This window comes from Aestuariibacter sp. A3R04 (assembly GCF_018860805.1).
Taxonomy (GTDB): Bacteria; Pseudomonadota; Gammaproteobacteria; order Enterobacterales; family Alteromonadaceae; genus Alteromonas.
In genome coordinates this window covers 1,503,865-1,518,036 of record NZ_JAHKQR010000011.1, presented here as the reverse complement: position 1 = coordinate 1,518,036, position 14,172 = coordinate 1,503,865, and the positions used below count along the sequence as shown (strand labels likewise).

The 14,172-nt window shown below is 46.7% G+C and carries 15 protein-coding genes; 11 read left to right on the top strand and 4 right to left on the bottom strand.

Annotated elements, in window-relative coordinates; translation table 11 throughout:
• Window positions 1-12 precede the first annotated feature (12 nt).
• The 10 genes from tsaB (at window position 13) to KO518_RS16125 (ending at window position 8,355) form a co-directional block, all read left to right on the top strand.
• Window positions 13-687, top strand: coding sequence for a tRNA (adenosine(37)-N6)-threonylcarbamoyltransferase complex dimerization subunit type 1 TsaB (gene tsaB, locus KO518_RS16170; protein WP_216026816.1), 675 nt, complete (start codon window positions 13-15; stop codon window positions 685-687).
• 125 nt (window positions 688-812) lie between these two features.
• A complete protein-coding gene (locus KO518_RS16165; RefSeq protein ID WP_216026815.1) occupies window positions 813-1,121 on the top strand; it encodes a hypothetical protein in 309 nt (102 codons plus the stop codon).
• Between the two features lie 105 nt (window positions 1,122-1,226).
• Window positions 1,227-1,952, top strand: coding sequence for a Slp family lipoprotein (locus KO518_RS16160; protein WP_216026814.1), 726 nt, complete (start codon window positions 1,227-1,229; stop codon window positions 1,950-1,952).
• Between the two features lie 79 nt (window positions 1,953-2,031).
• Window positions 2,032-2,871 (top strand): alpha/beta fold hydrolase, encoded by an 840-nt coding sequence (locus KO518_RS16155; RefSeq protein WP_216026813.1) that lies wholly within the window; start codon window positions 2,032-2,034, stop codon window positions 2,869-2,871.
• 125 nt (window positions 2,872-2,996) lie between these two features.
• Window positions 2,997-4,649, top strand: a complete 1,653-nt coding sequence (fadD, locus tag KO518_RS16150; RefSeq protein ID WP_216026812.1) for a long-chain-fatty-acid--CoA ligase FadD — start codon at window positions 2,997-2,999, stop codon at window positions 4,647-4,649.
• A 60-nt stretch (window positions 4,650-4,709) separates the two neighbouring features.
• A complete protein-coding gene (rnd, locus tag KO518_RS16145; protein WP_216026811.1) occupies window positions 4,710-5,876 on the top strand; it encodes a ribonuclease D in 1,167 nt (388 codons plus the stop codon).
• An 11-nt stretch (window positions 5,877-5,887) separates the two neighbouring features.
• On the top strand, window positions 5,888-6,184 hold the full coding sequence (locus tag KO518_RS16140; protein WP_216026810.1) for a YcgL domain-containing protein: 297 nt from the start codon (window positions 5,888-5,890) through the stop codon (window positions 6,182-6,184).
• Window positions 6,185-6,198: 14 nt separating this feature from the next.
• Window positions 6,199-7,200 carry a lytic transglycosylase domain-containing protein gene (locus KO518_RS16135; protein ID WP_216026809.1) on the top strand — a complete coding sequence of 334 codons (1,002 nt, stop codon included), beginning with the start codon at window positions 6,199-6,201 and terminating at the stop codon, window positions 7,198-7,200.
• A gap of 1 nt (window position 7,201) precedes the next feature.
• Entirely contained in the window at window positions 7,202-7,864 is a 663-nt protein-coding gene (locus tag KO518_RS16130; protein WP_216026808.1) for a fumarylacetoacetate hydrolase family protein, read from the top strand.
• Window positions 7,861-8,355, top strand: coding sequence for a YcgN family cysteine cluster protein (locus tag KO518_RS16125; RefSeq protein WP_216026807.1), 495 nt, complete (start codon window positions 7,861-7,863; stop codon window positions 8,353-8,355). The genes KO518_RS16130 and KO518_RS16125 overlap by 4 nt, the downstream gene beginning before the upstream one ends.
• 25 nt (window positions 8,356-8,380) lie before the next feature.
• On the opposite strand, the gene KO518_RS16120 is transcribed toward KO518_RS16125, so the two are convergent.
• From KO518_RS16120 to KO518_RS16105, 4 genes are all read right to left on the bottom strand, one after another.
• Window positions 8,381-8,932, bottom strand: coding sequence for a GNAT family N-acetyltransferase (locus KO518_RS16120; protein ID WP_216026806.1), 552 nt, complete (start codon window positions 8,930-8,932; stop codon window positions 8,381-8,383).
• The gene (gene dsbB / locus KO518_RS16115) at window positions 8,929-9,450 is read right to left on the bottom strand and encodes a disulfide bond formation protein DsbB (RefSeq protein ID WP_216026805.1); all 522 of its coding nucleotides are present in this window, start codon (window positions 9,448-9,450) and stop codon (window positions 8,929-8,931) included. Before dsbB ends, KO518_RS16120 begins: the two co-directional genes overlap by 4 nt.
• Window positions 9,451-9,465: 15 nt before the next feature.
• Window positions 9,466-11,046: a sodium/proton antiporter NhaB gene (gene nhaB / locus KO518_RS16110; protein WP_216026804.1), complete on the bottom strand. Its 1,581-nt coding sequence runs from the start codon at window positions 11,044-11,046 to the stop codon at window positions 9,466-9,468.
• A 231-nt stretch (window positions 11,047-11,277) separates the two neighbouring features.
• Entirely contained in the window at window positions 11,278-12,210 is a 933-nt protein-coding gene (locus KO518_RS16105; protein WP_252736151.1) for a LysR family transcriptional regulator, read from the bottom strand.
• Window positions 12,211-12,382: 172 nt separating this feature from the next.
• Here KO518_RS16105 and dld point away from each other — a divergent pair, with 172 nt between their 5' ends.
• Window positions 12,383-14,086 carry a D-lactate dehydrogenase gene (dld, locus tag KO518_RS16100; protein ID WP_216026803.1) on the top strand — a complete coding sequence of 568 codons (1,704 nt, stop codon included), beginning with the start codon at window positions 12,383-12,385 and terminating at the stop codon, window positions 14,084-14,086.
• The last annotated feature ends 86 nt before the right edge of the window (window positions 14,087-14,172 follow it).

The window sequence follows — 14,172 nt, the reverse complement described above, 5'->3', positions numbered from 1 at the left end:
CGAGAAATAACAATGAAACTCCTTGCAATAGATACCGCTACTGAAGCGTGCTCTGTGGCTGTGTACGCTGGCAGTAGTGTAATTGCCAATTTTGAGATTTGCCCACAGCAGCACAGTCAACGTTTGCTGCCTATGGTTGATGCACTACTAACAGAGGCCAGCCTATCACTGGCAGATTTAGACGGATTAATATACGGGCGAGGGCCCGGCAGTTTTACCGGCGTTAGAATTGCCACAGGTATGATTCAGGGGCTGTCTCTCGGTACAGGATTAAAGGTGGCAGGCGTCAGCACGTTAGCGGCTATGGCACAACAAGCACTAGATGATACGCAGACTTCATGTGTTGCCTGCGCTATTGATGCGAGAATGGGAGAGGTGTACTTCGCGGTTTACCAAAATGTAGATGGTGTGGCAACTTTGGTTGACCAAGAGATAGTTTGTCCGCCAGAGCAGGCCGCCGGCTTATTGCCCGCAGCGTATGTTGCCGTTGGCACTGGTTGGAAAGCGTATGAAGCGCTATCATCGCAGCTCGATAGCGCGCCACAAGTGTTGTACCCACGGGCTGAATTCATGCTGCCTCTGGGACGGGTTCTTTTTGAAACAGGGCGGGTGAGTCTCCCTGAGGAAGTTGAACCTGTTTACTTGCGCGACAAGGTTACCTGGAAAAAATTACCGGGTAGAGAATAATGGCGCCTAAATTGCTTGTATTTGGTGCAGTAGAATTGAGTCAACGTTCGTTCCGAGCAGTTCCCTGCCGAATACAGCGGTGAAGAGTAGTGGATAAGCGACGGGTAAAGGAAAAGCGATAGTTCGTGGAAATTCAGTCCGGGTTTAGTATTATCAGACCAGAGCAGGCGCCTCAGAAGAAGCAGCCTGAACGTATCGATGCCCGCAGTAGTGAGCCGTCGAGTGCAGCGACTGAGGCAGTAGAGTACGCCAATAGTATTCGCTCTAGCTCCTCTGATGCCGTGCTGAATTCGGCCCAGAAATTTCATCAGCAAACTGGCTACGATCAACCGGAAGGCCGAGGTCGGGGGGTTGTCGCAGCTTATCAGAGTCTTGAGCGCGAAACACAACGCGACAATATCCGGCAACTCCTTGGCGTGGATATATACGCGTAACACCTCTTGTCTATGCTAAATACTTTTAGGCGGTTGTATTCAGTTTCCATTCAGCTTACGTTAGCAATACTAAGTATGTAGAAATGTGTATTTTGAGGGGGCGACATGTTACGTAGTTTTGTCATGCTGGTGACAGTAGTGTTGATGGCAGGCTGCTCTATCATACCAGATGATATTGCCGTGCCAGAGGGAACCAATCTTGTAAGTTATAACAAGGCGGTGACAGGCGGAGAAATGGTACGAGGGCAAACTGCGCGCTGGGGTGGTGTGGTTGTCGGAGTTGAGAACAAAGATGATAAAACGTTTGTAGAAGTCGTCAATTTTCCACTCAATCACTATGGTAGACCCAATACCAGAGAAGAGACAATTGGGCGCTTTAAAGTTGAAATGGACGGGTTTGTAGACCCAATTAACTTTGAAGAAGGACGCGCAGTAACGTTTGTTGGTAAGGTTAAAGCGCCTATTGCTGGTATGGTGGGCGAACAACCTTACATGTACCCCAGGCTAGCGGGTAGTAACTTCCACTTTTGGCGGGTCAACTCGGTGAATTTTATTCACCCTATGTTTTTTGACTATCGACTAGGCTGGTATTCACCCTACTATTATTCGTTTTACCGACCTTATTATTCGCCATTTGCATTTGGCGCAGGTCTGGGGCCGGCATATTATTACAACAACCGGGTAGTAAGAAGTTATTCTCGTCCGATCGTGTCTCGCGGCAATGTGGGTGTTAGTCAGCCGACTACTCACCGTCCCCGAGCTGTGATCTCACGGCCCTCGGCTTCTACGCCTTCACCGGTGGCGGGTGGTGCCCGTACAAAAATAAAGTGATCAAGTGGCAAGCATTTTCCTTATAAAGCGGCACAGAGTTGCCGCTTTTTGCTAGTTATTGCCGCGTTGAGGAACCGTTATGATCGAAACCGCATTTTCACTTGGAAATACAACACTGTCTGCGCTGGATAACCAAGGTAGCGGGAGAGTGATTATCGGCTTACATGGTTTTTTGGACAATGCTGCGTCGTTAGCACCATTAGCGCCGTACCTACGTGACAGCCGCTTCATTGCACTGGATCTGCCCGGACATGGCCGCTCGTTTCATCGCCCTCACGGGGCGCATTATCATCAAATGGACTACTTGCAGGATATTTACACTTTCATTCAGAAGCAGGGCTTCGAGCACGTGATTATGTTGGGACACTCACTAGGGGGAGTTTTGGCAACCTTGTACGCTGCCGTATTTCCGGAGCAAGTGACAGGCGTTGTCAGTATTGACGCATGTGGACCACTGACGATGGCGGAATCATCCAGTGCTGAGCAGATAAATGCGTCTATTCGCAGCCGCTATAAGAAAGTTCGTAACAAGTTGCAGGTGGTTAACCTTAATGATGCAGTAAAGGCTCGCTGTGCTATCACCGATATTCAGGCTGAACACGCACGATTAATTATTGAACGAAATTTAACACAGGACGCTTCCGGACACTGTTTTTGGGCCAGCGATCCCAAATTGCGTACTCGTTCTACACTCAGGCTCACTGAAGCACAAGCAGAAGCGCTAATGCGCAACATAAATTGCCCTGTGTGGATTGGCGCAGCCAGTAAAAGCTTCAAAGAAATCAATGCGCTATATAAAAATAGAAAAACATGGTTCAGCAATAGTCAACGCCATACCTTTGAAGGTGGTCATCACATTCACATGGAGAAAACAGACGAAGTCGGCTCGTCGATTAGGCAATTTGTTGAACAATTGTAAACAGTGACGTTTATCTTTTCTTATTCATCCTATAATATACGTAACAAATCAGACCAGTTGTAAATAATTGGTTAAATCGTATTCTTTTTCTTCGAATAATAAGAAAAATGGCTTCCGGAGGGTGTGTGGAAAAAATTTGGCTTGAGCATTACGACCCCAGCGTATCGGCAGAAATCGATCCCGATCGCTACGCATCTGTCGTGGATATTTTCGAACAATCTGTGTCCGCCTATGGCGACAAAACAGCTTACATTAACATGGGGCAACGCCTGACGTTTAACGAACTGGATGCGCTGACCGAGCAATTCGCTGCATATTTGCAAAACAGCGGTTTGAAACGGGGTGACGCAGTAGCCATTATGATGCCCAATTTACTGCAGTATCCCGTGGCTATGTTCGGTATCCTTCGGGCTGGTATGACAGTAGTAAATGTAAATCCTTTGTATACTGCCCGGGAGCTAAAGCATCAACTGACCGATGCCAATGTTCAGGCCATCGTGATCGTGGATAATTTTGCTGCGACACTGGAGAGTGTTGTCGCTGACACACCAGTGAAAAAAGTACTTCGCACTGCGCTGGGCGATATGCTGCCAGCACCTAAACGCTGGGTAGTTAATTTTGTTGTTAAGTATGTAAAAAAACTGGTGCCAGATTTCGATTTGCCCGCAGCTGAATCATTTATGCAGGCGGTAAAAGCAGGAGCTAAACTGTCCTATGAAAGAGTGGATGTCAATGGGGATGATCTTGCTTTCCTACAGTATACCGGGGGAACAACCGGAGTATCGAAAGGCGCTATGCTTACTCATCGCAATATGATTGCCAACCTTGAGCAAGTATCGGGGATCCTCGAAATTGTGATTGAGCCGGGAGAGGACTTAGTCGTTACTGCACTGCCGCTCTACCATATTTTTGCGTTATTGGCCAACTGCTTACTGTTTCTCAAATTCGGATGTCCGAATTTGCTGATCACCAATCCACGGGATATGCCAGCATTTGTTAAAGAGTTATCCAAACACAATTTTGCTATTTTGCCCGGGGTGAATACCCTTTTCAATGGTTTACTTAATACGCCAGGGTTCAATGAGCTGGATTTCTCCAGGTTTAAGTTTGGCTTGGGCGGTGGTATGGCCGTGCAACGTCCGGTGGCAGAACGTTGGGAGCAAGTTACTGGCACTGTATTACTTGAAGGGTACGGTCTCACCGAATGTTCACCCGTCGTCACTGTTAATCCGCCTACTATAGAAGCATATAAAGGCGCAATTGGCATGCCTGTGCCATCAACGGGAATTCGCTTGCTGGACGATGACGGCAACGAGGTACCTCTCGGTGAAGCCGGGGAGATGTGGGTAAAAGGTCCTCAAGTCATGAAGGGCTATCTCAATCGTCCCGACGAAACAGACGAAATTCTGAAAGACGGATGGCTGGCTACCGGTGACATTGCCAAAGCAGATGAGCAAGGTTATTTGTATATTGTTGACCGTAAAAAAGATATGATTCTGGTTTCAGGCTTCAACGTGTTCCCTAACGAAATCGAAGAAGTCGCGGCTATGCATGAGGATGTAGTTGAAGCGGCGGCCATCGGTGTGCCTCATGAAGTTAGTGGTGAAGTTGTTAAACTGTTTATCGTGGCGAGAAATAGTAGCCTTACAGCGGAAACTGTCATAGCTCATTGTAGAAAGCATCTCACTGGCTACAAGGTACCAAAACACGTAGAATTTAAAAATGAGTTGCCAAAAACTAATGTTGGTAAAATTTTACGCAGGGAATTGCGCGACTAGCTCAAAACGCTCTGCTTAACTAATCAGGACAGCCGGCAAGATTGCCGGCTGTTTTATATAATGAATTACACATTAATCACAGACGAAAATGCACTAACGGCGCTATGCCAGCGAGCGGCCCGGGCCAAGGCTGTAGCCATTGATACAGAATTCGTACGCACGAGAACCCTCACACCTCAATTGGGCTTGTTGCAATTGTACGACGGAGAACAGCTCGCCCTTATCGACCCACTGGCCATTGATGACATGACATCCTTTGTGGCATTAATGGAAAACGAAAATGTGGTGAAAGTGCTGCATTCGTGCTCGGAAGATCTTGAAACATTTTTAACTGCCTTTAATTGTATTCCGTCGCCCATTTTTGATACTCAGGTTGCTGCCAGTGTACTAGGGCTTGGCCCCACACTGGGTTATGCAAAATTGGTGGAAATGCTGTGTGATAAAATCCTGGATAAAGGAGAGTCGCGGACCGACTGGTTGGCGAGACCGCTCAGGGATGCACAGTTGCACTATGCTGCTAATGACGTGCTTTACTTACTACCTGCTTATACCGTATTGGAAGCGCGAATTAATCAGATTGACAAATACCACTGGGTGACAGAAGAAATTGTAGGTTTGGCAGAAAAAAAACGCGCGCAAATTCCGCCGGAGTTTGCATATCTTCAGTTAAAAAATACTTGGCGTCTGAATGTAGAGCAGCTAACTGTCTTCAGGCACCTGGCTGCCTGGAGACTCACTGTTGCACGGCAGAAAAATATCGCCTTGAATTTTGTTGTGCGTGAAAGTCAACTGTTCGATATTGCGTTCAAATTGCCCGGAAGTCGAAATGCGCTGAGCAATGTGGGATTGCCTCCACAAACATTCAGACGTTACAGTGATACACTTCTTGCCTTAGTTCAGGAAGCCAGAGCACTTTTTGAAGATACCCCCCCACATTTGCGTTTAACTCGCATTAAGCGGCTCATAGATTTCCCTCAATATAAAAAGACAATGAGTGCTGTTAAAGCCGTTTGTTCTTTGGTAGCGCAGCAACAGGGCGTGGGAGAAGATGTCATTGCGTCTAAAAAACAAATTAATCAGGTGCTAAAATGGCAATGGTTCGACAATGATGAATATCGCGTTCAGGGCTTATTTCCCGATTTAGTGTCGGGGTGGCGCGCACCACTGCTGAAAGAGCAGATAGAAAATATTGTCGGTACCATTGAACCTGCAGAAAATCACCAGTAGCGAGACTTTGTATGCTTTGTGCAGTTTATAAAACACGTAAGAAAGAGGGAATGTATCTTTACGTGCCTGGAAAAAATGCCTTTGATGATGTTCCCGATGTGCTAATGGACAAATTTGGTAACCCGGAACTGGTGATGCTTGTTGCTTTAGACAAGCATCACCGGCTGGCGGGTGTAGATAAAAACGATGTTAAGGGTGCCATAGAAGAGAAAGGTTTTTATCTGCAGATGCCGCCAAAGCAAGAAGATTTGCTGGCATCTCACAGGCAATCGTTGGGAATGCCTCCTCACGTAGATAAAAAGTGCTGATGCGGGTATTGAACATGGGTAGGTTTATAGTGTTTTTCGGTGTGCTGGTGTTGGCTATTTTTACGCAGCCAATTGCGGCACAAGGTAGTAATACAGAGAAAAGCGAGCAGGGTTATCAACTGTACCTTCGACAATTAGCTTCAGAAGCTAAGGAAATGGGCTACGATCCGGCAGTGGTGGATGCTGCGATTGCCACTGCGACTTTTCGTCCTACGGTGGTTAAAGCGGACAAAAATCAGCCAGAAAAGAAAATTACGCTGGATGACTATCTCAATACTCGGGTTCCTGACTGGAAAGTTAAGCAGGCAGTAAGTTTATATGAACATCACAAAGCACTGTTGGACGAAATCAGTAACAAGTACGGTGTTCAGGCTCGCTTCATTGTCGCCTTATGGGGCAATGAATCGAATTTTGGTAAAATACAAGGGAGTTACCCTGTGTTTTCAGCCCTTACCTCTCTGGCGTATGAAGGTAGGCGTGAAGCATTGTTCAAAAAGCAATTTTTTGCCGCTCTTAGCATTGTACAAGAAGGCCATGTTCAGGTTGATGCACTTAAGGGCTCATGGGCAGGTGCGATGGGACAAAGTCAGTTTATGCCAACCTCATTTTTAACTTATGCAGTGGATTATGACGGCGATGGCAAAAAAGATATTTGGGGCACGCCTGCGGATGTATTTGCATCTATTGCCAATTTTTTGGCCAGCGAAGGCTGGGACGACAGTTACACCTGGGGCAGGCAGGTGAAATTTACTGCTCAGTACCATGGTGAACACAGCGGCTTGGACAAAGATAAATTTGTTCCACTGTCAACCTGGCAAGCCAGGGGAGTGCGAAAGTTTGATATGTCACCTTTACCCGCAGTAGATGTAAAAGCGTCGCTAATCATGCCGGATGGTCCCAGCGGGCGTTTGTACTTGGTATACAATAATTTTCATACCTTGATGAAGTGGAATCGCTCATCGTACTTTGGTCTTTCCGTTAGTTACTTAGCGGACCGAATAAACAAAGGTTATTGATATGTACCAACATCTCAATGAGCTCGCACAGCCCATAGGGTTGCCAGTAACCCGGGCGTTGTGTGTGGGTCGTAACTATCTCGACCATGTCCAGGAGTTAAATAACGAAGTGCCTGATGACGCCTTGTTGTTTATGAAGCCACAACCAGCATTGTGCCACATGTCAGAGCCTATCGTCATACCGGACGCGTTGGGAGCGTGTCACAATGAACTGGAGTTGACGGTTTTACTTAAAGCTCCTTTGTGCAAGGCTTCTAAAGATAATGTTCTCGCCGCGATATGGGGAGTGGGGCTGGGGCTGGATCTTACCCTTCGCGATGTGCAGTCGTCGCTGAAAGCCAAAGGTTATCCGTGGGAACGCGCGAAAGCTTTTGATTTTAGTTGTCCGCTTAGTTGTTTCATACCAGTGAGTCAGTTTAGCGATCTCCAGGACATTACATTCTCTTTGCATATCAATGGTGATACTCGTCAGCAAGGTAACAGTAAATTCATGATAAGGCCTATGGCCGAGCTTATCGCCGAGATGTCTCATGTCTTTTCTTTGCAAGCTGGAGATGTAATCTTAACAGGCACGCCCAAAGGCGTAGGGCCGTTGCACGCTGGTGATTCAATCACAGCGGCTCTTGGACAAAATCTATCCGTAACAACAAGTGTGGTGGTATGAGCGAACGATTTTGGGAAACCAAATCATTAGAGGCTATGACAGATGATGAGTGGGAGTCAGTTTGTGATGGCTGTGCCAAATGTTGTTTGCACAAGTTTATCGACGACGAAGAAGCTGACGAAGCTGCACCAACAGATGTGTTGCGCCAAGGTGAGGAAATTATCTACACCAATATTGCGTGTTCTTTGCTGAATACCAAAACGTGTGCTTGTACAAAATATAATGAACGCACGGTGTTAGTGCCAGATTGCGTGAAACTCACCAAAGAAAACCTGAAAGACATCTTTTTTATGCCCCCCAGTTGCAGTTATCGCCGGTTGCAAGAGGGACAGGGTTTGCCTTCCTGGCACCCTCTGTTAAACAAAGGGAAGAAAGCCAGAATGCACCAGTCCGGTATGTCAGTGAGAGGTAAAGCGGTGTTTGAAACAGATGTAGATCTGGAACATTTCGAAGACTACATTGCCAGTTGGCCGCTGGAAAACAAGGATTAGGCAGCCAATAGCTGGTTTATATACGTTAATTTGCTGTTAGCGCGTACAAGAGTGCATCGCGACCAAATATACGTTTGCGACAAAATCCTTCTTTTTCTGCGCCTATTTTCTCGGCAACCCGTAAGCTCGCCTTATTGTTCGGTTCAATAAAAAGTTCCAACCGATGTAAATCCATTTGTTGAAAAGCCAATTTTAACAGGGTTTCACATAATGCAACTGCTAAACCTTGCCCACAAGCTTCTGGTCTTATCCAGAAGCCTAGATTAGCGGATTTATGTATAGGGTGGATGTAATTGATAAAACCCATACCCAGACATTTTTCGTTCATCATTAGTAAATAGGTAATGCCGTAGCCCTCAGTGCGCTTTGCGTCGAGCTCTTGTATGCATTGTCGCGCCTGAGCCGGAGTTACCGGACACAGATGAATACCCAACCAGGGACGCACGTGCACAATGGATTTTTGCGCCGCTTCACTGAGTGCTTCAGCATGCCTTATGCTCGCACGCTCAACGACAATGGGCGCAGAGGTGGTAGCTATGGACGGTAACCGGGAAGGGAGAATGGTTAAATCAATCAAAAGGGTTTCTTATCTAAAATGCGGCAACCAAATACGACAATGAATAGTGTGGCATAGACCCCAAAGATGACCATCATCCACTCAGGCATACCCAAGCCCGCCACGCGCCAACCGTCGTCCAAGCAGTCTCCCTTGGCTTCAAACAGGGCAGGGAGCCAATTGTACAAGGGCATAAAAGACGGGAAGTTGGGAACTATTTCACAACTGGCGAACAGCGAGTTGCTGTGAATGATTTCATAGTGTTCCTGGGCAATCAGGAAACCCCACACAGACGATACAGCCCAACCGGCAAAGGCCAACATTCTGGTGATGCCGTTATTAACGAGAAGTACCAGAAGTGCAGACAACATGACGCCGATAACCGCAGTGCGTTGGTAAATACACATGACACATGGGTTCAGCCCATTTACATGTTGTAAAAACAATGCTGTAGCGAGTAACCCAAACGCAGATATAAATAGCAATAGCCAGGCAGCTCTGTGTTCTGCCTGGCCACTAATCCAATGAATAATACTCATAGTGAGCGATGTATCCTAGTGAGATTCGGCACCCGAGGCGGGTAATGCCGAGTGATGTTCAATAAGATGCATATCGTACAGTGTCTGCGTAGTGTCAACCAGTCCAAAATAGGTGGCTGCCAGACCCACTAAGGTGAGTACCACCGTATACGGCAGTGCCATCATCACCATTTTGCCATATGAGAGTCTCAACAGCGGTGCAATTGCAGAGGTTAACAGGAACAAGAATGCCGCCTGGCCGTTGGGTGTTGCCACTGACGGTAAGTTTGTACCTGTGTTGATGGCAACCGCAAGTAAGTCAAACTGGTCTCGGGTAATTTGCCCGTGCTCTAATGCTGCCATTACTTCCGTAATGTATACAGAACCCACAAAAACATTGTCACTGACCATTGATAGGACGCCATTGGCCAGGTAGAACATAACGAGTTGGGTTTCACCTTCGAAAGACAGCACCCACTGAATGACAGGCTGGAACAATTGCTGATCAATAATAACGGCTACGACACCGAAGAATACACAAAGTAACGCGGTAAAAGGCAATGCTTCTTCAAAGGCTTTACCTAGAGCATGTTCTTCTATGATACCACTTGCAGATGTAGCAAGAACAATCACTGATAACCCGATTAAACCTACGGAAGCGAAGTGACCAGCCAGACCAACCACAAGCCATACTCCTATGAGGGCCTGCACAGCTAAGCGAGCCTTATCGCGATTTGTGCGACCTTCGTCCATGTGTTTGTCGTAAGACACCAAAATCTCTCGGACTGCTGCAGGCAGTTGAGCGCCATAAGAAAATAGTTTTGTTTTCTCCAGTACTATCGTTGTGAGTAAACCAAATACAAACACCGGTACGGTGATGGGGGCCATACGGGTAGCAAACTCAACGAAGTCCCAGCCGGCCTTATCTGCAATAATCAGGTTTTGTGGCTCACCAACCATGGTCATTACTCCGCCCAATGCGGTACCAACAGCGGAATGCATCATCAGATTACGTAAAAATGCACGGAAGTTTTCTAAATCGTCTTTTCCCAATTGTTGAACATTGTTGTCGTCAGTGTGGTCGTGGTCGTGATGAAACTCTTTACCAGACGCCACCTTGTGATAAATGGTATAAAAGCCCAGACCCACTGCGATAATTACGGCTACCACTGTTAGCGCATCCAGGAACGCTGATAAAAAGGCCGATGCCGTAATAAAGGCCAGTGAAAGTACCATTTTGTTTTTCACCCTAATGACGAGCTTGGTGAACAGAAATAGCAGCAAATCTTTCATAAAGTGAATGCCGGCCACCATAAATACGAGCAACAGGAGCACTTCTAGGTTGACTTCTATCTCGTGCATCATATGACTCGGCGACGTCATGCCGATAAACATGGCCTCAATGAGAAGCAGGCCACCTGGCTGTAGTGGGTAACACTTTAGTGCCATGGCAAGAGTGAAGATAAATTGAATGACCAGAACCCAGCCCGCGATGTAGGTATCCACCATAAATAAAAAGGGGTTTGCAATAAGAAATGCCACAATGGTTTTCTTATACCAGTCCGGTGCATGTCCGAGAAAGTTCTTATATAACGCCATTGGCAGCGAGGTTTGCATGTTTACTTTTCCTTTAACAACGTGTTGGCGAAGAGTATGTCGTTTTTCTTCTGCGTTTCTTCCAGGAACGTCCCGAGGAAGTGCGACTTCATGATTTTAGACGACTTTTATGATTCTTTTATAGTAGATAGAGATTACCTGAAAATGAAATGATGAGAAAGACAGGAAATCTCTGGTAAGTATAAGCGCAAACACTTTTTTTTCATTTTTGATTAACAATTGTGCTGGGCGCTAGGAATAACAGTGCGCTTGCCGCTGCAGTGCTGTGCGAAAGTGCTCGACCAGAAGGGCCAGTTTTCTGTCTGGTTGCCGGGATTTAGGATACACGGCGAATATGCCCAGTCGTTTGGCGGTGTAAGTCGACAATACAGGGGAGAGTGTTTCCTCGTGCAAGGCATCATATACCAGTGCTTTGGGCAGGTAGGCGATACCCATCCCATCCAGTGCGAGTTGCTTGAGTGAGTCCAAGGTATTGGCGTAGAAACGTCCATTGACTGTTACGTGCATGTGTTTTTCTTCATCTTTGAAATACCAATCGCGAGTGTCGGTTCCCGGGGATTGGTAGATCAGGCATTCATGGGTTGATAAGGCGTCCGGATGTTCGGGAATACCCTTTGTTTTTAAATAGTGAGGGCTGGCACACACTACCCAGGAAGAGTCAATCAGACGACGTGCAACTAAGGATGAATCCTCTAAATGAGTAGTTCGAATTGCCAAATCAAAGCCTTCATCCACCAGATCAACGACGCGGTTTGAGACATGTAAGGAAACGCTGATATCCGGGTATTGTTCGCAAAATTCTGCTAATGCGCTGTTTAGAACCAGGTTGGCGGTAACTACTGGCATGGTTATATTAATTCGCCCTTTTACGTCAAGACCAAACCCGGATACCACATCCTGTGCGTCCTGAAAGGCCCGTTGCGCAATTTTCGCCTTTTTGTATAGCGCCTGACCGCCGTGAGTCAGAGACAGCTTTCTCGTTGTGCGGTATAGCAATGGAACATTCAAAGCTTTTTCAAGTCGGGAAATACGTTTACTGACCACCGACAAGGTGATGTTTTGTTTTTCCGATACCTTCGAGAATGAACCGGCTTCCACAACGGAAATAAATAGCAGAATATCGTCGGCCTTTACCATACCAGCTACCAAAGGTAATTTGTTCAAAAAAGGAAATAATCATATCACAAATTACTATATATTCATGGCCACTTGAAAGGTACAGTATGTTGCATTGTGCGGCGAACTTCGCAACTGACTCCCCGAAATTTTGTAGAAAATCCGCGAAGGCCAGCGCTTTGTAACATACACAGGCTATCGTTTGTATTGGAGTATATTCATGACTTGTCATCCTGTCGTAACACAACTTATCTCTGTGGTGTCTTCTCGTTTTGTCACAACTGGTGATAAGCAGACAGAACACTATCGGTCGGGTTGGCGCTCTGGTAAAGGCAGCGCGCTGGCGGTCGTGTTTCCTCAAACTCTGGTGCAGTACTGGCAAGTTTTGCAAGTATGTGTAAGCAATGATTGCATCGTTATTTTGCAGGCTGCAAAAACAGGGTTAACCGAGGGATCTACACCCTCGGGCAATGATTACGATCGCGAAGTTGTGGTAATCAACACACTGGCTATGGATAAGCTAATGATTCTGGGAGAGGGTGAGCAGGTAGTTTGCTTACCAGGCACGACGCTACACAAGCTTGAGAAGACACTGGCACCGCTCTCCCGAGCGCCACATTCGGTAATCGGCTCATCCAGTCTTGGTGCAACAGTAGTCGGGGGCATTGCAAATAATTCTGGTGGTGCATTAGTCAAACGGGGGCCTGCGTATACCGAATTATCCGTGTTTGCGTGGGTAAATGAGCGCGGTGAACTAGCGCTAGTAAATCACCTTGGTATTGACTTAGGCAGCACGCCTGAAGAAATTCTGAGTAACCTTGAAAGCCAAGCCTTTATTCTAGATGATCTGTCTACCGAAGCGAAAGCCAGTGCGTCTGATTACGAAGCTCTGCTTCGCGATGTTAACGCCGACACGCCGAGTCGTTACAACGCAGATACATCCAGGTTATTTGAAGCCAGTGGCTGCGCAGGAAAAATTGCGGTATTTGCGGTTCGTCTAGATACCTTTCCGGTAGCTGAGAAAGAGCAAACTTTTTACATTGGCACCAATAACCCAGCCACCCTGACTGCGCTTAGACGACATGTGTTGACTGAGTTTGAGTGCTTACCTGAAGTTGGGGAATATATGCACCGGGATATCTTTGATATTTCCAGGGATTACGGCAAAGATACCTTCCTGGCCGTAAAACATCTTGGAACGGATCGTTTACCCAGGATGTTCGCTATAAAAGGCCGTATCGACGCGGTGTTGAATAAGACCAAATTTGTTCCTCGTTTTCTCACCGACCGGGTGATGCAGGGCGTAGCAACATTATTTCCGTCTCATTTGCCCCATGCGCTGGAGACTTACAGAGCGCGTTACGAGCACCATTTGATTTTAAAAATGAGTGGTGAAGGTATTAAAGAAGCGCGGGATTACCTCACAGACTTTTTTTCAAACAACGCTGATGCAGGTGACTTCTTCGAGTGTAATAAGGAAGAAACCCAGGCCGCTTTTCTCAATCGTTTTGCTGCAGCGGGTGCAGCTATGCGTTATCAGCTATTACACGAAAAGGAAGTGGGAGATATGCTTGCGTTGGATATCGCATTGCGTCGAAATGAAATACATTGGGAAGAAACACTGCCAGCTCATATTGAAGACAAAATTGATAAAAAGTTGTACTACGGACATTTCTTTTGTCATGTCTTTCACCAGGATTATGTGCTAAAGAAAGGCGTGGATGCAAAGGACGTCAAAAGAGACATGTTGGCATTGCTGGATTCCCGGGGCGCAAAATATCCCGCCGAGCACAACGTAGGCCATTTGTATTCGGCAGAAGAAGGTTTGCGCAACTTTTACAAATCGCTGGATCCAACCAATACATTCAATCCAGGTATTGGACAGATGGAGAAAACTAAGCGTAATTGCGCGTGTTGTTTATAGTCTCAGGGCGGTGATGATTGTCGGTTAGTTTTGCAAGGTCGATAAGGTAACCTTTTCCCATCGCGGTCATCGCCTGGTCAGCCAAT